The following is a 20,785-nucleotide window of genomic DNA, read 5'->3' on the forward strand; positions in this document are numbered from 1 at the left end:
AACGATTGTCAAATTAAGTCTAACAACTCTTCCTGAATCGCCTCGTATGTAGTTTGCAGCCAAGGAATTTTTTGGGTTGGTTGTTGATGAGTTGAAGTGCTTGGTTCATTTTATCTGGCGTAACGTGATCAAAATTTGTTTTTTTGAAAGGAACTCAAATAGTAATCCATTCCATTTTCGCTACTTCTACGCTGCCAAGAAGAATAAAAATCGTCTAAATAGACATGAACGATCAGTTCTTTCATAACCACGTAGTAACAACAAATCTTTTTCCACGATAGGCTGTCGCTATCTAAATGGCACCTTTAGCTAATGGTAGATGTAATAGCCTAACAACTATTTCTATAGATAGCGCAGAACCGTCTGAAATTAAAACACCGTTAAAACTGTGTGCTTTATGCTCCATAAAAATAGCGATGCAACCTGTTACTTATCTTAGTCCAGAAACAACCGTAACAAGCTCCCAAAGACCAAATGTTTCTCGCGTACGGACATCTTCTGGGCGTTTAGAAATAAGTATACCGATATTGAAGCACCCACTTATTTCTTGAGGTTGTTAGCATTTTCTCTTTTGATGAAGGACCGTTTTAGGCACAGTCAATAAACCATTATAGTTCCAACTATAGATCAATTTAATACTCCTCTTCTCTTGAAGATCTGTTCTGTTGAACAGTTTTTCTCCAACTTTCTTAAACAACCTTCTTTAAACTTGGTTTCATTTCGACTTTACACTACAATTTGATTTATTCGTTTGATAGTGATTGTGTGCTTTTTCAACTTACCAATTTGTATAGCGATTCAACTCTCTTGAAATAGTGGAAGGTCTATGTTTTAAAGCAATTTCCCATTGGAAATGACCTAAATCAAGATAGACTTCTATTTAGCTTGTTTGGATATAATAAAGTATGTCTAGCTCATAACAATCCCTATTCTGAATATCTTTGTGATAACAACATTGTATATGAGGCTTTGTAGGCCTTCTTTACGTGTTAAACTTAGTATTACAATTCATCATTAGTAATATAATGAGAGTTTGAAATACCGTGATACATGGTTGAAAGTAGCTTTTGTATAAGAAAAAACACATATGTTAATCACCTAACAATCTGTATTGTTCTGATTCAATCTCTATAGCTTCTCTAGTATAAGATTGTATCTTGATATATGCATAATCCTCAGGTTTTAAGTTCATTTTTCTGACTGATAACTTTGCAAAATCAGAATCATGCGTACTAATTATTACTTGTCTATTTTCTATTAATATTAGATTAGCAATAACATCTATAAAAGAATATGCATTAATATCATCTAGATTTTGGAAAGGATCATCAATGCCTATAACATTTAACTTACTCCAATTTTGAGATTTATTTAATGCTAAGAATATACTCATTGCTAGTATTGTGGATTGTGCTGCACTTAAAGTGAGACTAGCATTTATAGATTCATTAATATTTTCATCCAAAACTTCGAATTCCAATTCCTTATCATTCATAAGTACAAATAACTCATTTTTCTTTGTCATTAAATTGATGTAATTAAAATAAGAATGAGGAGAAATTTGTCTAAAGTAATTATTTATTGTAAACGATAATCCACCCAAGTATTGATTAATTAAAGAACTCTGAACTTCAGTATGGTATGTTATAAGATTATTTAATTGTTCATCCATAATTAAATATTGATCAAGTTGCTTTTGATAAGTTGAAATTTCTTTATCACAATTCTTAATCTTTGTTTCTATCTCTCTTAATTCAATGTCTCCTAGGTATTTTTCTATTTGCATTAAAATATTTCTAGCTTTATATTCTTCGTTCTTTATTAAATCAATATTCTCCTTTACGAACTTTAATATATGGCTACTATTTAATCTCAGTTCGCAATCCATCATCTTCTCTAATTTAGACTTAATTCGAATTAATAACTGTAATTTTCTTTCAGAATTCTGAATATACTGTTCCAATTTTCCTATTTTTTTATTGTATTCTTGAACTTTAATTTTCGCATTATCAATATAACTATTTATTGCATTATTTTTCAGTTGAAGATTTCTTTGGTCTCCAATAAATTCTTTATAAAGATTATGTTTTTCAGTCGCTGCCTTCTCTTCCTCAGCAATATCATAAATTTTTTGATTCAAATCATTTATTAAAGTTATACCTTTTTTAATTTCTATATAACCTTTATATTTATTCTCATTACTTTGTATATATTTTTGAACTACTTCTATTTCTATATGAATTTTTTTAATATCCTCTTGATCTATAGAATCACTAAGTCGCATAGATGCAATTTCACTTTGTAAGTTAAATATAACTTTTTCCAATGTCTCTCTTTTTCGCTTGAAATCTATTAACTTTTGTTCAGCGAAATCTAATTCACTAGCAATCTTGTTTCTCTTAACTTTATGCTCATTTATTGATATTTCAACTTCATTCATAAACTTACTTGAGTTTTCTAATTCTATGCGTATTGCAGACTTTAATTTTTCATCACTCTTATAATCAGTCCCACATACTAAGCATTTTTGTTCGTTGCTATCCAATAAATAACTTTGAACTTCATGTATAACTGAATTTATTTGAAGCAATAAACTACTATCTTTTTTAATATTCAAACCTGAGATTAATTCATTTATTTCTTGGATTCTTATTTTCAAATCATTTACAAGTTTATCCTCAATTTCGAATCCTTTTTCTAAATCTCCAGCTTCTATTTTCTTCTCATTCAGAAGTCCCTCTAATTCTAAAACCCTTTTTTTCTTTAAAAGTTTGTTTAAACGATCATTATTCGCATTAAATTCATTCTCAAAAATCGAGATTTCTTCAAAAGTCAAATTAGGATACTTTATCTCTAATTTTTTTGTAATATTTTTTAAGTTTTCAGTGATGCTCTTAATATTTGTTATTATACTTTCTTTTTCAATTTTTTTAGTCTCTAAATATTTATTTGTACGTGAAACCATATTTAAATTTTCTATTCTTGAATCAGCTCTATCCAAACCTTTTTTACGATTAAGTATTTTTCTTTTTAAGTTTTCTATATCTGTTTTGTATTCAATAATATTTTCATTAATTTCTAACTCATCAACATAAATTTCTTTTTTTTCTATCTCAAACTCAAAATATTCTAGTTGCTTCAATTCTTCTTCTATCAAATAAATATATCTTTTTACTATTTCATATTCGTCTTTAGTAAGCTCTTTAAAATTTTGGTCAGTAGTAAGAGATTTAAGCGAATAATTTTTCAAGTCTCCTTGAAAGGTGTTAAGTTCGTTTAAAATACTTTTCTTTGTCTTGCTACCGATTCTTTCATTTTGAATTAGTTTAGGCTGGTATTCTGCATTTAGAAGCTCTCGTTCATGCTTTAATTTGTTCTGTTCCAAATCTGCTGTGTCATACTCTGTCACATACTCTTTTTTCAAATCTTGTAAGTACTCTTTAAAGTCTTGCCCATACCTTGTTAATCCAAGAATTTGTTCCAATCTTGAATATCGTTCTGTAGGTTTATTTCCTCTAACAAATTCTTCTAGATTTTCTTGGGATAAAATCAAAGTTGATTCTATAAATGATATTAAATCAATGGACTCTAATAAATTTACATCGTTAGTTATATTCTCATTAACTAATAAACGCACGATTTCTTTTTGACCTTCTCTTATTCCGATTCTTCGACCATTTACAACTAATTTTTGTGAGCCAGTATTCTTAATAGATCTTTTAATACATACTTCTTCTCTACTATTAAAATGTATTTCAACTGATGCTTCATCCATCCCTTTATTGAGTGCATCATTATTTATTATAAAATTGAACTGAAGATGTTCTGAAGATCCCACATATCTAGATATTTTTCCAGAGATAACCCAATTAATAGCATCGAAAATTGTACTTTTGCCATGCCCGTTGGGTCCTTCTATAACAATTACTTTCTTGTTTGAAAAGTCGAATTCATGCTTTCCTCTAAAAATGCGAAAGTTATTTAATATTATTTTTTGAATAAACATTCTAGTCTCCTGTTTCTAATAAAGTCTCTATTTTAATTTTGCTGGTTTTTTTATCATGTAAATAATGAGAGAAATAATCATCTAATATTAGTTCCAAATTCAAAACTTTTTCCTCACTAATTTTTTCTTTGAACTTCATAATTCTTTCTTGGAATTTCTTGTCAAAAGAAAATTCTTCGGTTTCTATTATTAGATTCATTAAAAAAGGAACTCTATTTACATCAGCTTCATTTTTTAATACGTATTTTTTACAGACTAAATCGTTTTTTTCAATCTTATTTATTTCAAGTCTTGTAGCAATATCATCAGAATTAAAATCTAAAACCATGAAAAAGTATAAATTGTTAATATACTTGTTTGGAAAGTACTGTAATGCCGTCGATATATAAATTTGGTCTTCTAATTTCCAATCAATTAAAGAATTTTTTGTCCTATACTCTTTAACAAGAACTAACTTAGACTCACTTGCCCAAATACTTATATTATGCTGTTCAAGTTGAGTCATTAGATCAGATTCAAGCAGAAAATTCTTGAAACCTTTTTCTCCTAATAACTTGATAACTGTTTCATGCTTCAATATAATTCACCTTCATTTTCTCTACAATTTTATCTAAATATTCTTTCCAACTTGGTAATAGTTCAATTTCTTTAAAACTATCTAATTCGATTCCTTCTTGCTTGAAGACTTCGAAGAAATCTTCTAACTCACTACCATCAACAAATTTCATGTGATCAGGAACATCTGTAATTTTTTTAAGTGAATCAACATCAGTAGTGATTTTAAATTTAGCTGAGATTTTAGATGCAAGTGGATTTAATACATCTTTTTTAGAACCAATTAGTAAGCAATATAAATCCAAAGTAATATGTCTTAATTCGTGGCACTCATCTAAACTGGATTTAATTTTTTCAATTGATGTTACTTTATTCAATTTATTTCTTGCATGATATATTGTAAACAGCACGTTATCAATAACACTTGATTTGCCCTCGTGAAATAACATTTTAGCATTATGATAAACCTCTGAGTGACTTTCATAAAACACTGTAAAATATACAATAAATCTTAATGATTCTTTTAAATTACTTTTAATATCACCGTGTTCAAAATCCCAAATTGAAAGTTTATTATTGCCATTAAATATTTTATTGAAAATAGATACGCAGTACGTACTATTCTCTCTATTACTAGTTGTTATATGATTATTAAGCCAGTCTAGCTGAGTAAGAAGTTCTCCTTTTAAACTTCCATTAGTAAATTGCTCTTTGAATTCATTTTCTAGACTTCCAATAGTGGTTTCAAATATCCCCCATGCGCTATCGTAGTAAGAACTCTCACTAATAAGCTCCTTAGCCTCAACAAGCCAACCTTTAATTAAATCATTAATTTGTGGCTTTGTTATAATTAGTTCACTTTTTTTTATTTTATCCTCATTATCTTCGTGGCTATTTGATATTACAAAAGCAAACATCCTATTAAAGATGTGCTCTCCTATAGATTTAGCTCTAATATCGGTAACATAAACAGTTTCTTCGATCATGTTTAAAGTATCCTCATAAAGTTCTCTAGTAGAGCCTAATTTATTTATGTAAAGTCTTTTTAAATAGTAATCAATGTCCTTTTTAGAATAATCTTCAAACCTATAATCAAATTTAGTTACTGGCTTTTGTATTGCTTTTTTAAATACATCATCCTCTTTTATAGCGTCATCAATTTTCCCTTTAGCATTAATACTGTCTTTAATTTCATAATTGATATTTTCCGTATAATTTTTCAATGTTGATAAACTACTCTTTGTAGTATTGGTTACTATTTCAAATTGTGGTTCGTATCTATTTCTATCAGTAATATCTTCAATCGTATTTGATTCTAGAAAATAATCGTAATTCAGTACGTTTTTTTCTATCCAGCTATTAAAATGACTTCTAGCATCTTCTGTCTGGTCTAAAGATTTTCTCGTATAAAAATTGTTAGGTTGATGATTTTTATCTCCACCTTCTCTTATTGTTTTTACCTGTATAAATCTAATTTTTTCTTCTCCAATAAGAGTAATATCATCAAAATATTCTAATACCACTGCGTTCCACCAACTTTCGCGCGTCGGGGATATCATTGACATCATGTAATACATCGAAACATAATATTGGTAAACAAACCCTCTCATAGCAGTTAATCCACCTAATTCTCTAAATCTTCCTGCCATAAGATTTGAAACTATTTCATTCTTTTTATCTAAAATTTCAAGTTTCTCTGTTCCTTCTAGATGTGATATGTATTCATCTAAAGCACTCTCTAGTTTTTCATGTAATTTATTAAGTAAAACTGGCATTTGTATTCCTCCCTCAAACTGAAAATTAAACCTTAATATTAATTGAATATATTGCTTAACTCCTTTTATCTGTAAATCATAAAATACTATTCAGCGTTCAATTTTCTATGTATTCATTTACTTATATATAGTATATATTAATTCGTAGCCATGGTAAGTAAATTTAATCAAAAAAAGGAATTTAACCCAATGGGCTATATCCCTTTTCTTATCAAGATTAAATGCATATGAAAAAAATGTATTAATCAAAATTGAATTATTTTTGTTTAATTACCTATCCAAAATTTATAGACTATATCCTATCTTTTAAAATTGCTTCGTATATTACTCAATGAATAGCACTATCGTAATCTAATAACAAAATATATCCTAATAAGATAGACTCTTTGAGAAAGTCCATCTTATGAGTGCATTTTCTTGTGGTCTGAAGCAACAAGGGATATTTCTTCAAAACTGTAACTGTACAAGACCACACTTCGAGAGTATCTTCGTTTTACAACGCTTATTAATTAATAAAATCAGCTTTTTGAAGCAGTCGCTGAATGATTTCTGCGGTTTCTGCTCTCGTAATATTTTGCTGAGGATGCAGTTCGCCATGGTACCCTCCGATAATGCCAATTTCAATGGTTAACGCTGCTGCTTGCTGAGCCCAAGAAGCCAATTGTTCACTGTCTACAAAATGATTCATTAGTTCTTGCTGTTTCGCATCATCTATCTCCTTATTCAGCCCCACGAGCTTCATTGCTTTAGATAGTATAATCATCGCTTCTTGTCTAGTAATCTTTTCATTAGGCTGGAAGGAACCATCACTATATCCATCAACTAATCCATAAGAATATCCGATCTGAACAGCTTGATGATACCATGCTTTCTCCCCTACATCGTTAAAAGAAGCCGTCTTGTTAGCTGAGCTCAAACCTAATGCTCTACTCATAATAGCGGTAAACTCTGCACGCGTAATTTCACTATCTGGTAAAAATCGCTGTTCGTCTGCTCCATTAATAACAAGTCTGGACGCTAGATCATTAATACTTTTTTGAGCCCAGTGTCTGGCTACATCATCAAAGGTTTTTTTATTATAAATAAGTCCATATATGTTATTCGTATTACTATGAACAATAGCGTAATTTCGCCCAGCTTCATGAACGATCTTAGTCGGAATATGAGTAATCATTCCATCCGACATAAGCTTTACTCCCGTCGTAACACGAGCTGGATCTATCTCTGCTGGAATGACTAAGCGTCTTTCCATAAAAGTATCCGTTTGATTTAATTCTATTTCCTTATTACCATATACCCCTTTTATAGCGATACTGACTGGCGGGACAACAAGTGATACCTGGCTACTGACCAAATGCTCGAATGCTGACAATGGGTGAGTAATTATTTCCATTTTGATCTTCATATCCACCAAAGAAATATTTGTTCCTAACTGATTCCCCCACTTATTAACGCTAACTTGATCTAGAGGAAGAGTATATGCCACGTTCTCTGTATTTACTTGAATGATGGCATTTTTGCTAACCAATCTTTGCAAGAGTTCAGCATTCATCTCCCAATTAATCACATCTGAATGACTACGTACTGTAATGGTAATAACCGGTCTATTACCTGATTCATTTAGCATCCCTTCAAGCTGATCGTCTTCCAAGAAAATAGTTGTTACTTTCTTTCCTTCTACAGTTTTAACATCAACTTTAGCTGTATTTTCCGACTCACTCCCTATACTAATGAGAACTTCATCGCTAGGAACTACTTCTGTATTATCCGTACTTCCTGAATTACTGCCTTCGTAAGCAGGATAACTTTCTTGAAAGGTAATGGAAGCCATATTTGCTATACTAACATTACCCGCAGCATCTCGAAATTGAACATAAAGCTTTTGCAATCCCGAGTTACCAGTAAAACTCCATTGTGCCGAAGGTAGTACATTTTCCCAATCCAACCATGTTACATTATCTAGAGAAAAACGCATTTCCGTAACACCGCTACCTGTACCATCAGCAGATGTCAAAGTTAATGTTACCTGCTTGTTAGTTGCTGTAGTAGCACCACCGTTTATAATTATTGTTCCTGTAGGTATCGTTTGATCTAGCTTAATAACGTCTTGGATGGTTTCACTTACATTGCCGACCTTATCTTTAAACTGCACGTATACCGCCTTCTCGCCATCACCCGACGCAAGATTCCAATTCTTTGTATTCGCTAATGGTTCCCAGCTATTCCAGCCATTTCCGTCGTTAGAAATCCGCATCTCTGCTACACCACTGCCATCATTCCCATCGTCACTAGTAAGCGTGAGTGTAACTTCCGATACATTGCTCCATTCTGCATCCGCTTGAACAACTACCGTACCTGTTGGTGCAGTCGCATCAATTTGAAATGAAATGGTTGTCACATTGCCTGCTTCATCCGTTACAACTAACGTATAGGAACCCGTTTGATCGATCTCTGTCCCTGTAATATAAGCAGCTCCATTCAACGTTGCCGTTCCTTCATTAAATTCAGGAGTTGCCGATTGATAAACCTCGCCTTCTGCTACTCCCGTAACAGTTGGTCCTGCCCTATCTATCTCAAAATTCACTGTCGTCACATTACCTGCTGCATCCGTGACAACAAGGGTGTACCTACCTTCCTGATCAACATCCGTCCCACTAACAAAAGCAGCTCCGTTCAAGGTCGCTGTTCCTTCGTCAAAGGTGATATTAACAGGCTCTTTGTAACTTCCATTGTTACTAACTCCCACTACTATAGGTGCTACCTTATCGATAATGAAACTAACTGATGTAATATTTCCCGCTGTATCTGTTACGATCAGGGTATACGCACCATCTAGTGAAACCTCTGTACCACTAACAAATGCAGCTCCGTTCAATGTCGCTGTTCCTTCGTCAAAGGTAATCACTTTACTTGTGTTGTATATTCCACCATTCGCTACTCCCAACACTATTGGTGAGGACGTATCAATCTGAAAGCTCACCGTTGCACTATTGCCCGCTGAATCAGTAACGATCAACGTATACGCTCCATTCTGCGTAATATTTGTACCACTCGAATAAGGGTTCCCATTGAGCAATCCACTACCTTCGTTAAATTGAGGCGAAACTATGCCATTGTATACTTTTCCATGCTCTACATTCGTAATAATTGGCTTAACCGTATCAACTGTAATCACACTACTAATTGAACTGCTCATATTGCCTGCTACATCTTTATATTGTACGTATACTGTTTTAGCACCATCGCCCGCTGGTAATGTCCAAGACTTCCCATTCAAATCAGCAATTTTGAACCAACTGGTCTGCCAACTTCCACTACTATTAGAAAGCCGTGCCTCCTCAACTCCTGAGCCGCTTCTATCCGTATAGGTTCCTTTCAAAGTGACTCTGTTTGAATTCGCCCATGTAGCACCATCATTCATAATTAGCGTGCCGGTAGGAGCCGTCTGATCCAATAGAATCGTCTGGGATGAATTGCTTGAGATTCCATTGTTGAAATCCCTCAACTGCATATAGATGTTCTTCGCTCCATCTCCCCCACTTAAACTGAATGTTGCTGTATTGCTGAAAGGCAACCAAGATGCCGCTGACAAATTAGCAGCACTGTCCGCAAATCTCATATGGGTAACACTATCACCAGCATCAGGATCTGATCCTGTGATAGAAAGATTGACAACGTTCTTGTTTGTCATTGCTCCTTCCGTAATCGTAAAAGAGCCGGTAGGAGCGGTATTATCCGGTCCCGTCACGTAAGTAACGACTAACTTTGGGCGGTATTCAACATTCCCGTAAGTCTCCAAGGAATGAATGGAGAACCAACCACTATCTGCATCTGCCTCATTTCCATTAAGCATAAAGGTGATCTTACGATCCGAAATATCTGTAAAAGCATCTACAACACTTTTCACATTTAATGTAATCGATTGATTCTGAAGATAAGTAGCCATAGGTACTTCTGCAATGCTTTTAGCAGTGAATTTATCCGCATATGGACTATTTACATTCCATGAGGGGAAGCTAGTATAATTTAATTCATTTACCGCAGATCCTCGCACTTCCATAAATAAAGTATGGTCAGGTTTTCTGATCGTATTAGCAACCGTCAACACCAGTTCTGCTGAAACAATAGTCCCTTCTGACGCACCCAAATCAAACGTTATGCCAGCCCTCTTCCAAACATTTCCAAATTCGTCGTTACTTCTACCAATGGTAAGAAAACCATCTCCATCATTATCATGAATACCGTCATCTTGAATATGACCGTTTAATTCCATGGTATCCATCGTGGCTGTATAAGATTTTGTAACTATGCTCCCTGCCGCCTCAACCCTTGGTACCAACCCAGGTGTGATCAGTGTGAACAAGATAGCTAAAGTCATTAATACAGTTAAAACTCTTTTGTCCATTATTACTCCCCATTTCATTAAAAAGCCTCTTAATATTGTTCCAGATTATCCGTCCATAGCCGCCCTGTCAATTTATTTATGTTTACATATTGCCTCATTAATTAACTAGCCTTGCCATCCCTCACATAAGATCTCCACATAACATTGTAAAACAATTTAGCGTACCAGTCTGTAGTCTTGATTACCTTTTTCAAACGATTAAACTCAAAGTAGATCAGTAACCTATAATTCGAACAGACAATGAAATTCTATGAAAAAACCAGTTATAAATATAAACATAAAAAGCCTAATCCCTCCGCACTTTTAGCGAAGAATTAGGCTTACACTTTTTAACAAACGTACCATTAACGAAACACTTGTTTATTATTTATCGAGCATTATTTTATCTTTATTAAACTGACAAATCGAATGATAAAAACTCCGGTAATTGTTGTTCACGCTTATCGAGCTTAATTTGTTCTGGCTTGATGCCCTGCTCACGTAGCACTTCAATGTTCTGAACGAGGAATTCATCGCTGCCTACAACGTAGAAAAGTCCATCTTTGTCTGCTGCAAGATTTTTAACTTCTTCATAGTAGTCTTTACGGTTATCGACGAACTGTGATGTGAACTTTTTGTCAGTGGCAGATTCGAAAATATTAGTAAACAAAAAATCTTTTGACGAATCGATGTTCAAGGAATGAATTTTATTGACGTTGTCTGCACGTTCGAAATAATCAAGTACAAGTGGTCTAAAAGTTGCCAGACCAACACCTGATGACAGCAAGTAAACATTTTTATCTTCTCTTCTAAGCGGTACATTCGAATGTGTTTTGAATATCGCAACTTCATTGCCTACTGCAAGATTTTTTAAAACCGTTTTAAACTCAGAACATTGCTCTCTGATCCGTGTCGTAATACCGATTGCATTTTCGTGCGGTAAAGTAGAGATTGACATATGGCGAATCAAACCACGATTCGGTTTATCTCCAGAATTAAAACCTTTCAGCGCAAAGTGGGTATGGGAACCTTCTTCCCATGTAAATCCTTCCGGGCAATCAAGCAGGTACGTTTTAACCTCGGGCGTTTCTTCGATAATCTTATTTATTTTAGTCCAATATATTTGCATGATATATTCTCCTTACTTCATTATTTTTGTCGTTACTATCTAATATACAATAATTGATAACAATTCTCAATAAAAATGATGAATGAAAGAACAGCAAACACCTCCAAGTTGTACTCATATCTTATGACATGATTTACATTTCTTGAAGGTGTTTTGATGGGTCTCATACTATGGGATCAGTCCCGATGGTATTCATGTTTGTAAAAATAACTTATTTTTCGACTAGATGATTGACGGCGCTAAACAATGCTTTGACAGAGGACACCATAATGTCCGCGTCGATGCCGCAGCCCCAATATACCGTTCCATTTGTTGCTTTAATCCCAATATAGGACACTGCTTGCGATTTCGAACCACTCTCTAATGCATGTTCAGTATATAACATATCCGAGTAACCAAAACCCAATTCGGTTTGCAACGCATTGCTGATAGCATCCAACCTACCATTTCCGTTGCTCACAATTTCTTTCGTCTCACCACCAGTACGGATAGTTACAATTGTTTCGAATTGTTGATCATCTTCCTTGAAACGATATTTCACAAACTCTACAGGCGTGCTTAGGTTAACATATTCGTTTTTGAAAATATCGTAAATATCTTCCGGCATCAACTCTTTTTGCTCATGATCAGATACATTCTTCACAACATAACCGAAATGCTCACGCATTTTTGCTGGAAGGTCTAAGCCGTATTTTTGGTGTAGTACATAACCAATACCACCTTTACCGGATTGGCTGTTAATGCGGATGATATCACCTTCATATTGTCTGCCGATATCTTTCGGATCGATTAACAAATACGGAACCGACCAATGCTGACGCTCTTTCTCCTCACGCCATTTCATCCCTTTGGCAATCGCATCCTGATGAGAGCCAGAAAAAGCAGTGAACACAAGCTCGCCACCATACGGATGACGTTCGCTTACGCGCATCTTCGTCACTCGTTCATACACAGCCAATATTTCCGGCAGATGTTCGAAATTCAGTTTTGGATCAACCCCATGCGAATACATATTCAAAGCAAGTGTAACGACGTCAACGTTGCCCGTCCGCTCGCCATTACCAAACAGCGTGCCTTCCACGCGCTGTGCACCAGCCAACATAGCTAGTTCAGCATCAGCCACACCTGTACCCCGATCATTATGCGGATGTACTGACAAAATAACATTGTCGCGATAACCTAGGTTCTCGCTCATATATTCAATTTGACTTGCGTACACATGCGGCATTGACATCGATACGGTTGCTGGCAAGTTAATAATAACTTGATTCTCTGCTGTTGGTTGCCACACATCCAATACTTTGTTGCAAATTTCGAGTGCAAATTCGATTTCTGTACCTGTAAAACTTTCTGGCGAATACTCAAATTGGAAGTTTCCTTCTGTTTCCTCTGCGCATTGCTTCACCAATTGCGCTCCAGTTACAGCAATCTCAATAATTTCTTCTTTTGACTTTCGGAATACCTGCTCCCGCTGCGCCAGTGAAGTCGAGTTGTATAGATGAACAACCGCTTTGTGAGCACCTTTCAAAGAATCAAATGTTTTGCGAATAATATGCTCCCGTGATTGAGTCAGCACTTGGATCGTTACGTCTTCTGGAATCAAATTTTGCTCAATGAGCTTGCGAAGAAAAGTAAACTCTGTCTCGGAGGCAGCCGGAAATCCTACTTCAATCTCTTTGAATCCGATATCGACGAGAACTTTAAAGTACTCCAGTTTTTCTTCCAAATTCATCGGCACAATTAGCGCTTGATTACCATCACGAAGGTCAACACTGCACCAGATTGGTGCTTCGGTGATGTACTCTTTTTGCACCCACTTAAGGCTTGTTTGTGGCGGCATATAATATCCTCTAGCATATTTTTCAACATTTTTCATAGATATACTCATCCCTTTACTCCGACATTGTTGTCCCAAATTTTATCAAATATAAATGTTAAAAACAAAAAAAGCCTCTCATCTCCTCAACAGAGACGAAAGACTCAAAAATCTTACGCGGTACCACCCTGACATTCACGCTTATTATGGCGTGCACTCTACAGATAGAAATTCGCGGCTGTTAGCAGCGGCAAATCTCATACCTCCTGATGATAACGGTCAGGAACCGACCCCACCTACTCTTTTGTTCAGCGGGCAACTCCAAGGCGAGTTCAAACTTCTTCCGCGACTGTTTCGCAACAACCAACAGCTCTCTGGACGCATGGAAAGCTTTACTATTCCTCTTCTTCGTCTTTAGAAATATGAATATGTTATATTATCTATGCTATACAATAGCGGCTATCTTGGCAAGTACTTTAAGAAGCAAAGTAAATATTTTTTTCAATGCTAAATTGGATAACGATTAGTTCGCTTCAATTAATAGCGATAACAACTAAAAATATCCCCTCTAAGTCCACTCTTTCCGCATGAAAACATGCAGTCGTTATTGAGTGTCTCCTTAAAGGGGATAATACCAATACTAAGGAAAATACTAATTTACCCAGTATTGCTCGGCGATACGTTGCCCTTGTTTAATTTTCGCCCATTGCTCTGCTTCCGTCAATTCATTACCACCATCGCAAGAAGCGAATCCGCATTGGTGAGACAGTAGCAATCTATCTTTATCAATAATTTTTGATGCTTCATCGAGCATTTTAACTACACGTGCCTCATCATCCAACGTATTGGTTTTTGATGACAACAATCCAAGCACAATTTCCGTATCTGGTCTATCTTTGAATACTTCTAGCGCTTCCAGCGATCCCGCCCGCTCATCATCCCATTCTAGGAAGAAACGATCATATTTCAACTGTTTTAAAAATAAGTTAGCGATTTTGACATAAGATCCGCCACCCATATTACGAGAATCGTAGTTACCGCGGCAGTTATGCGTCCACATTTTCAAGCCTAAACTATGTCCAAAATCAATAATCGTATTGTTAATATCGATAAATTCTGTAGCTAATGCCTGTACTTCTTCTTGATTAATATGCTCGCCTGTATATGGAGAGTTCGGATTATCATCTGCAAATAGCTCCCATAGACAATCATCAAACTGTAGAATTTTCCCTCCGACAGCAGCGAATTCCTCCACGAACTCTTTATAAGCTTTAACCAAACCATTTTTCAGCTCATACTTATCTTTATATACGGAGTCAGTGCCTCCGATATTATCCGACCATGATAGCTCACCAAAAATGTGAGACGGAGAAGGTACGCACAACTTAGTTTCATGTTCTCCAGCAGCAGCTTGTAGCTTTTTAAATATATGAATAAAGTGGTGATTTTTCCCGCTCAATTCGCCTGTAATACGTAAACCGATATCTTTGCGAGTTTCATATTTTGACGCTCCATCTGTATCTCTAAAAAAGTAACCATGATCTGCTATATAACGATCAATCCCTGCAAAGCCCCACACAAAATCTAGATGCCACATCGATTTAGAGTACTCTCCATCCGTAAGAGGAAAGATATTATTTTCAATAGATTTATCAACGATCTCCTCGATTGCCTTTGCCTCACATTGCTCATAACCTTCGAAACTTTCATAAAAAGGATACGCAATATCATCACGGTGTTCAATTTCATTTTTATATGCTAACAAATCCGCTGGACGTAGTAGACTTCCCACGATTTGAAACTTATTACACATACTAACTCCTCCTTAAGTAAACGATCCTCTTTTGTATTGATTTCATTTTAACATGGAAGACTAGTAGCTATGTAACACTTAAAAGCAATATCTGGTTATAGCTAATAGTTATAACCAATATTTAACACCCCAAAATAATAATAATAATAAAAATGAATAACCAACCATCAACTAAGAATCTTTTAAATATATATTTACAAAACTTTCAATATACCATTATAGAATAAATGTTTTATTTGTCTATAGTTGTTTATATTTTTAGGAGGTTGGGCAAGTATAATAAAAGAAAAAATAATGCAATTCAATTTTGGAGGTAACTATGGGACGAATAGTACATTTTGAAATTCATGTAAATGATATGGATCGCGCGAAAAAATTTTATGGTGAAATTTTTGGATGGACTTTCGAGGATTGGAGCGATTACGCTGGTATTCCTTACTTTGGCGCAATTACTGGAGATAGCAATGAACCCGGAATCGATGGAGCTTTAATGCAACGTCATGGAGCCTCTCCACCAATAGCTCAGCCTATGAATGGCTTTGTCAGTACCATTGGCGTAGAAGACTACGATGCTACAGAGGCGAAAATTCTCCAACTAGGAGGAATAGTTGCCTTACCCAAATATGCACTACCTGGCATGGCTTGGCAAGGATACTATATCGATACAGAAGGTAATACATTTGGTATCCATCAACCAGATGAAAACGCAAAATAAACAACTGCTTACAGCCAAACTATTATGGACGATAAAGACGAGTGTTATCTCGCACGACCGATATAACATTCGCCTTTACTCCATACATACGACGAACCTTTTTCCTCGCATCGACCGACGTTCTAGCTGTTATCTTATCCGTCTGTTGTTCACCATCGATTTGGACAGTGACAAGAAAACAACGTTCCCCACATCTCATCTAACATCTTCCTATCGCACTATGTTTTTACTACCCTTCCAAATACGTAGCCTTTAATCCTTGAGCTACTTCTAGCATTTTGTTATATATCAGTTCATGCGACACAGCCACATACACATCACCTTCGAAATAACGAAAAGGAATAGACGTGTTTAATACGCTCCACAGAAAAAACTCACCTGTTATTGTCATTACCGTTTCATTGGAGCGAACTGAGTACTGTTTCACATATGAAAAATCAGCTTGCTTAGCAAAAAACAATTTACATTCTTCCAGCGAAATAACTTCTTTCTCTTGCTCATCATGAGGATTTCTAGTAATTCGATATCTAGTATTCATCATTAATCCTTCCTCTACCTAGTCTCTACGTATTGCCATAAAACAATTCCAGTATAACATATACCGTTTCATTCATATAACCACTTCGCCTATACGTTTTGTCGCTTACGCCCTTGTACTTTCGAGCGCAAACTAACTGCCAACACAATGACGACTAACAGAGCAACTAATATATAGCTTCCAAATACAGGACGAAGCGTATGAAGCAACGAGAGCTTCCCTTGCCCTTCGCCAGCAAATGACATAGAACCAAGCCCAAGCGCCGCTCCAACCACCATACCCAGATTACGAGTCAATGCGATCATTCCACCGATTGCTCCGACATGCTCTACTGGCGCATGCTGCATAATAAAACTGTTGTTCGGTGCAGACAGCAGTCCCATCCCTATTCCTAATAAGAACAAAGCAGTCAATAACAAAATAATTGGTGCAATTGCTGGTGATACTACAAATAAAACCAAAGCTGCCATCATACTTGTGGTACCAATGAGCATCAATAATCTAGAACCAAATCGATCAGACAAATAGCCAGCGATTGGACCTGCAATAGCCAACAATATCGGATAAGTAGCCATTATATTTCCTGCGGTTGACGGCTGCAAACCAGCTGAACCAGACAAATAAAAAGGCAAAGTCACCAATACTGTATTCGCGATCATATACGTCATAACACTTACGATCATTCCACCCGAAAGTGAAGCCGAACGAAATAGATCAAGTGATAAAAAAGGAACGGGCTGGCGTCGCTCCCACATAATAAAAGCGATTATCCCAAGCAAAGTTACAACAAATATTGATAGCTGATTAATCGAAATAGCCAAAATAAGCGTGCTCATTGTAATAATAAACAATAATGCTCCTACAAAATCAAACTTACTTTTGACATTTTTACTAGTCGTACTTGCCACTTGAACTACTTTAGTACCACTCGCGATAACCTCTTTCCTAGCACGAGACGGGATATAACGCCAAGCTAATATAGTAGCAATAAGAGCAATCGGTACATGAATCAAAAACAACCAATGCCAGCTTAACCACTCTGCAATAAATCCGCCTGCAACTGGTCCACTCATTGCACCTAAAGCCACCGCAGTACTTACTACCCCAAGCGCTCTTCCTCTCATTTCCTTCGGAAGAAAAATAGATATAATAGCAATATTAGTTGCTTGAAACATCGATGCTCCTAAAGCTTGCAAACTACGCAACAAAAGCAAAATTGTAATATTAGGAGAAAAAGCTACCAAAATAGAACTTACCGTGAACAAAATATATCCCATATTATGAATAGTACGATGACTATACCGGTCACCCAGCTTACCCATAAGCGGTAATAATGAAGCAATAACCAGTAAATAGCCAGTCGTCACCCACTGTACTGTAGCTAAATTAGTTTCAAAAATTGTAGCAAATTGCGGCAGTGAAACATTAATGACACCTGCTGTAAAATGTGATACAAATGCACCTAAACAAATAGCGACCATCATTAACAAACGATTCAAACAATACCCTCCCTTTCAATATAGTTTAGCAGCTAAACTATATGTTTAAAAAAATTGCAGCGATGTAGTTACTGCTGCATAAGTAAAAAATCATTTAATTTCTCTAAACAAGTTTCAAAAACAGTTATTTCATGCTCCGTTAATTGTTGTCGCAACTGACGATAAAATTGCAGACGCACTTCATCATGAGCTGCATTAGCTTGCTGACCTAGCTCTGTCAACATAACTAGTGTACTTCGTGCATCCTGTGGATGGGTAATGCGGTAGACAAGCCCTTTTTTCTCTAACTTAGCAAAAAGCTGCGTGACAGCTCCTTTCGTAATATCAAGTCGTGCAGCAAGATCGCTCATTAGCAAATGATCCGTTTCACCGATAGCCGAAATCATATGAATCTCGCTCGGAGATAGCGGACCAGCTGCACCGAATGTATGAGGCTGACGCTCCAAACGCTGCAATTGCATAATTAGCTTACCGAAATTGCGACTACCTCGTTCCTCTTCATCATCTACCTGTCGATTAGTATTAGAATAATTATTGTCCATGTGTTTTAGTTTAGTTTCTAAACTATATAATGTCAACCTGTAAAATTTCTTAACAATCAAAAAAACACCTTCAAACCAATCTCATCATCTCACGATAAGAAATCATTTATTTGAAGGTGTTTTAGATACTAAAACTTATTAACATCTGTTCCTTTAACCGCCAACAACTTACTTCCTTGTTACAGTAGCCGCAGAAAAATCAATCCTCAAATCATCACCAACATATGCGGAATCTGCTAATGTAATCGTCAATGGAATGATTTGGTTAGCAGGTACAGCAAATGGTCCTATTTCAACTGTAGATAACTCAGCACCTAACAATACCTGTCCTTGGTTACCTACAGCAACTTTATACTTGCGATTTGGATCTGCCTCTACATTTAAGTGGATAGAAATATTACCAGATTCTTTTACAGCAAGATAACTTGTTAAACGAACTTGCGTCTGTTTAAGTGTGAAATAATGTCCTTCATCAGCATAACCATTACCTGTATACAAATAAGTGCCGTCAACCTTCCACACGCCATCGATCTCGCTTACTGTATTTTTCGGAATAACACGAAGCGCTCCTTCGATACTCACTCGAATAACGGGCAATATTTCATCCTTAGCTTGTTTAGGAAGTTCAATAATTAACTGATCTCCTTCCGTTGTATAAGACAGCACAGTTGTCTCACCATCTTCTACAACTTTAGTAACTTTATTAGCCAGACCAGACAATACTAACTTTCCATCTTCTGGCCAATTGTTCACACATAAATACAAATTCCCTTCATCAGCAAGCACTTCGCCCCACGTATGTTGATCAAAGTATGTTGCAGAAAGATCACCCGCAAACGATGCATGGCGCTGAATCCAGCTCCCGATGCCACGCAAAACGTCTGCCTCAAACGCAACAATTGATCCGTCTCCTCGCGGTCCAATATTTAATAGATAATTTCCACCTCGAGCAAAAATACTGACTAAACTTTGTACAAGCTCTTTCGTTTTACCTTCCAAATCTTCTCGCTCTTGCCAGCTACGGTAGCCCCAAGTAGAATGGTAAATCGAAGCAGGTGTTTGCCACGCCCCTTCAAGCGGAACAGAAGGAATCTCGTTATCACCCAACGTCCGGAAATCACTATTATTATTCCATATTCGGCTATTGATCATCGCTTCCGGTTGAAGCTCACGAACAAGACCAGCAATTTTTTGACTCTGCTTCATAGTTGGAGCAGACATATCGAACCATACCTCTGCAATAGGACCATAATTCGTTAACAACTCACGAAGCTGTTGTTCAATAACTGGCTCCATTGATTCAGGTATCGGATTACAATTATTATGGTCAAATTCATGACCTTGGTGCCAGTCAACAAGAGAAAAGTAAATACCAAATTTCAAACCATGATTGCGGCATTCCTCTGCTAATAATTGAAGTGGATCTTTGCCATATGGCGTCTTTTCTACTATATTATATGCCGTAGTTGCTGTATGAAACATCGAAAAGCCATCGTGGTGCTTCGTCGTAATAACAATATATTTCATCCCAGCATCTTTTGCTAACTTACAAATTTCGGCTGCATCAAATTGGTCTGCAGTAAATTTACTCGCCACATCCAAATAATCCTCTTCCGAAATATTAGCCCACATTTGAATTTGCTCATTATACCCTTTTGTTACCGGCTCTCCATTCCAAACACCACCAATTTCAGAATAAAGACCCCAGTGAATAAACATCCCATATCGAAGCCGCTGCCAATCAGCTATACGTCCATCCTCTTGTAATGCAACAACACCTGGAATTGCCGCTTTCGTAACATCCGTCTTATTCGTCATCAATATATCCTCCTACAAATGCACTTATTGTATTTGCTACTACTTTTGTTTCGCCACTTCAAGTAGATTCCTCGACCTTTGTTTTATTTACACCATACCAGTAGAACTTTTACAGTAAGCCTGTTGAGGTATTCCAATAACATAAAGCGCAAAATGTTATCGATAACCTTTTACAGCGAATCTAACTCAAAACCC

General features: G+C 35.9%; 13 protein-coding genes and 1 other annotated feature. Of the genes, 1 reads left to right on the forward strand and 12 read right to left on the reverse strand.

What is annotated here, in order from left to right:
• Positions 1-1,090 precede the first annotated feature (1,090 nt).
• The 7 genes from ACFSTH_RS14920 to ACFSTH_RS14950 all read right to left on the reverse strand — a co-directional run bounded on the left by ACFSTH_RS14920 (position 1,091) and on the right by ACFSTH_RS14950 (position 15,478).
• Positions 1,091-4,006 (reverse strand): AAA family ATPase, encoded by a 2,916-nt coding sequence (locus ACFSTH_RS14920; protein WP_377769990.1) that lies wholly within the window; start codon positions 4,004-4,006, stop codon positions 1,091-1,093.
• 1 nt (position 4,007) lies between these two features.
• Positions 4,008-4,583, reverse strand: a complete 576-nt coding sequence (locus tag ACFSTH_RS14925; protein WP_377769989.1) for an ABC-three component system middle component 1 — start codon at positions 4,581-4,583, stop codon at positions 4,008-4,010.
• Positions 4,573-6,336 (reverse strand): dsDNA nuclease domain-containing protein, encoded by a 1,764-nt coding sequence (locus ACFSTH_RS14930; RefSeq protein ID WP_377769988.1) that lies wholly within the window; start codon positions 6,334-6,336, stop codon positions 4,573-4,575. The genes ACFSTH_RS14925 and ACFSTH_RS14930 overlap by 11 nt, the downstream gene beginning before the upstream one ends.
• A 505-nt stretch (positions 6,337-6,841) precedes the next feature.
• Positions 6,842-10,741 carry an S-layer homology domain-containing protein gene (locus ACFSTH_RS14935; RefSeq protein WP_377769987.1) on the reverse strand — a complete coding sequence of 1,300 codons (3,900 nt, stop codon included), beginning with the start codon at positions 10,739-10,741 and terminating at the stop codon, positions 6,842-6,844.
• A 391-nt stretch (positions 10,742-11,132) separates the two neighbouring features.
• Positions 11,133-11,849 (reverse strand): dihydropteridine reductase, encoded by a 717-nt coding sequence (locus tag ACFSTH_RS14940; RefSeq protein WP_377769986.1) that lies wholly within the window; start codon positions 11,847-11,849, stop codon positions 11,133-11,135.
• Positions 11,850-12,060: 211 nt separating this feature from the next.
• Positions 12,061-13,725 carry a 2-isopropylmalate synthase gene (locus ACFSTH_RS14945; protein WP_377769985.1) on the reverse strand — a complete coding sequence of 555 codons (1,665 nt, stop codon included), beginning with the start codon at positions 13,723-13,725 and terminating at the stop codon, positions 12,061-12,063.
• Between the two features lie 88 nt (positions 13,726-13,813).
• Positions 13,814-14,083: a binding site (T-box leader), on the reverse strand.
• 234 nt (positions 14,084-14,317) lie between these two features.
• Complete coding sequence (locus ACFSTH_RS14950) at positions 14,318-15,478, reverse strand: cobalamin-independent methionine synthase II family protein (RefSeq protein WP_377769984.1); 1,161 nt, start codon at positions 15,476-15,478, stop codon at positions 14,318-14,320.
• Between the two features lie 319 nt (positions 15,479-15,797).
• On the opposite strand from ACFSTH_RS14950, the gene ACFSTH_RS14955 reads away from it, so the two are divergent.
• On the forward strand, positions 15,798-16,193 hold the full coding sequence (locus tag ACFSTH_RS14955) for a VOC family protein (protein ID WP_377769983.1): 396 nt from the start codon (positions 15,798-15,800) through the stop codon (positions 16,191-16,193).
• Between the two features lie 22 nt (positions 16,194-16,215).
• Here ACFSTH_RS14955 and ACFSTH_RS14960 read toward each other — a convergent pair whose 3' ends face one another.
• The 5 genes from ACFSTH_RS14960 to ACFSTH_RS14980 form a co-directional block, all read right to left on the reverse strand.
• Positions 16,216-16,392, reverse strand: a complete 177-nt coding sequence (locus ACFSTH_RS14960) for a hypothetical protein (protein ID WP_377769982.1) — start codon at positions 16,390-16,392, stop codon at positions 16,216-16,218.
• 30 nt (positions 16,393-16,422) lie between these two features.
• Complete coding sequence (locus ACFSTH_RS14965; protein ID WP_377769981.1) at positions 16,423-16,734, reverse strand: hypothetical protein; 312 nt, start codon at positions 16,732-16,734, stop codon at positions 16,423-16,425.
• An 86-nt stretch (positions 16,735-16,820) separates the two neighbouring features.
• Positions 16,821-18,230, reverse strand: coding sequence for an MFS transporter (locus ACFSTH_RS14970; RefSeq protein WP_377769980.1), 1,410 nt, complete (start codon positions 18,228-18,230; stop codon positions 16,821-16,823).
• Between the two features lie 68 nt (positions 18,231-18,298).
• Positions 18,299-18,832, reverse strand: a complete 534-nt coding sequence (locus tag ACFSTH_RS14975; protein WP_377769979.1) for a MarR family winged helix-turn-helix transcriptional regulator — start codon at positions 18,830-18,832, stop codon at positions 18,299-18,301.
• 108 nt (positions 18,833-18,940) lie between these two features.
• Positions 18,941-20,590, reverse strand: coding sequence for an alpha-L-fucosidase (locus ACFSTH_RS14980; RefSeq protein WP_377769978.1), 1,650 nt, complete (start codon positions 20,588-20,590; stop codon positions 18,941-18,943).
• Between the last annotated feature and the right edge of the window lie 195 nt (positions 20,591-20,785).

Source organism: Paenibacillus yanchengensis (genome assembly GCF_042684845.1).
Classification (GTDB): domain Bacteria; phylum Bacillota; class Bacilli; order Paenibacillales; family Paenibacillaceae; genus Pristimantibacillus; species Pristimantibacillus yanchengensis.

Excerpts from the sequence above, each read along its gene's own strand:
- ACFSTH_RS14950 (WP_377769984.1), bottom strand. The coding sequence starts at position 15,478 with ATGTGTAATAAGTTTCAAATCGTGGGAAGTCTACTACGTCCAGCGGAT.
- ACFSTH_RS14920 (WP_377769990.1), bottom strand. The coding sequence starts at position 4,006 with ATGTTTATTCAAAAAATAATATTAAATAACTTTCGCATTTTTAGAGGA.
- ACFSTH_RS14940 (WP_377769986.1), bottom strand. The coding sequence starts at position 11,849 with ATGCAAATATATTGGACTAAAATAAATAAGATTATCGAAGAAACGCCC.
- ACFSTH_RS14935 (WP_377769987.1), bottom strand. The coding sequence starts at position 10,741 with ATGGACAAAAGAGTTTTAACTGTATTAATGACTTTAGCTATCTTGTTC.
- ACFSTH_RS14945 (WP_377769985.1), bottom strand. The coding sequence starts at position 13,725 with ATGAAAAATGTTGAAAAATATGCTAGAGGATATTATATGCCGCCACAA.
- ACFSTH_RS14960 (WP_377769982.1), bottom strand. The coding sequence starts at position 16,392 with ATGAGATGTGGGGAACGTTGTTTTCTTGTCACTGTCCAAATCGATGGT.
- ACFSTH_RS14980 (WP_377769978.1), bottom strand. The coding sequence starts at position 20,590 with ATGACGAATAAGACGGATGTTACGAAAGCGGCAATTCCAGGTGTTGTT.
- ACFSTH_RS14930 (WP_377769988.1), bottom strand. The coding sequence starts at position 6,336 with ATGCCAGTTTTACTTAATAAATTACATGAAAAACTAGAGAGTGCTTTA.
- ACFSTH_RS14965 (WP_377769981.1), bottom strand. The coding sequence starts at position 16,734 with ATGATGAATACTAGATATCGAATTACTAGAAATCCTCATGATGAGCAA.
- ACFSTH_RS14955 (WP_377769983.1), top strand. The coding sequence starts at position 15,798 with ATGGGACGAATAGTACATTTTGAAATTCATGTAAATGATATGGATCGC.